This is a genomic window from Paraburkholderia sp. JHI2823, from assembly GCF_038900695.1.
GTDB classification, from domain to species: Bacteria; Pseudomonadota; Gammaproteobacteria; order Burkholderiales; family Burkholderiaceae; genus Paraburkholderia; species Paraburkholderia mimosarum.
Map to the genome: position 1 here is coordinate 1 of NZ_JAYMRY010000386.1, position 261 is coordinate 261.

The following is a 261-nucleotide window of genomic DNA, read 5'->3' on the forward strand; positions in this document are numbered from 1 at the left end:
GACGCTGAAGCGGTCGATGCCCCAGCAACACTACGCGGGCGAGAAGCTGTTCGCCGACTACGCCGGGCAAACGGTACCGGTTCTCGATCGCGACGGCGGCGTTGCGTTCAAGGCTCACATCTTCGTCTCCGTGCTCGGCGCATCGAATTACACGTATGCCTGCGCCACGCGCTCGGAAGCGACACCCGACTGGATCGGCGGCCTCATTGACGCGATGGAGTTCTATGGCGGCGTGCCAAGGTTGCTCGTGCCCGACAACCC

1 pseudogene is annotated in these 261 nt (G+C 64.0%); it reads left to right on the plus strand.

The annotated features are described in order from the left end of the window. Nucleotides 1-261 (plus strand): annotated as a pseudogene (locus VSR34_RS39095) (IS21 family transposase); the annotation flags it as partial.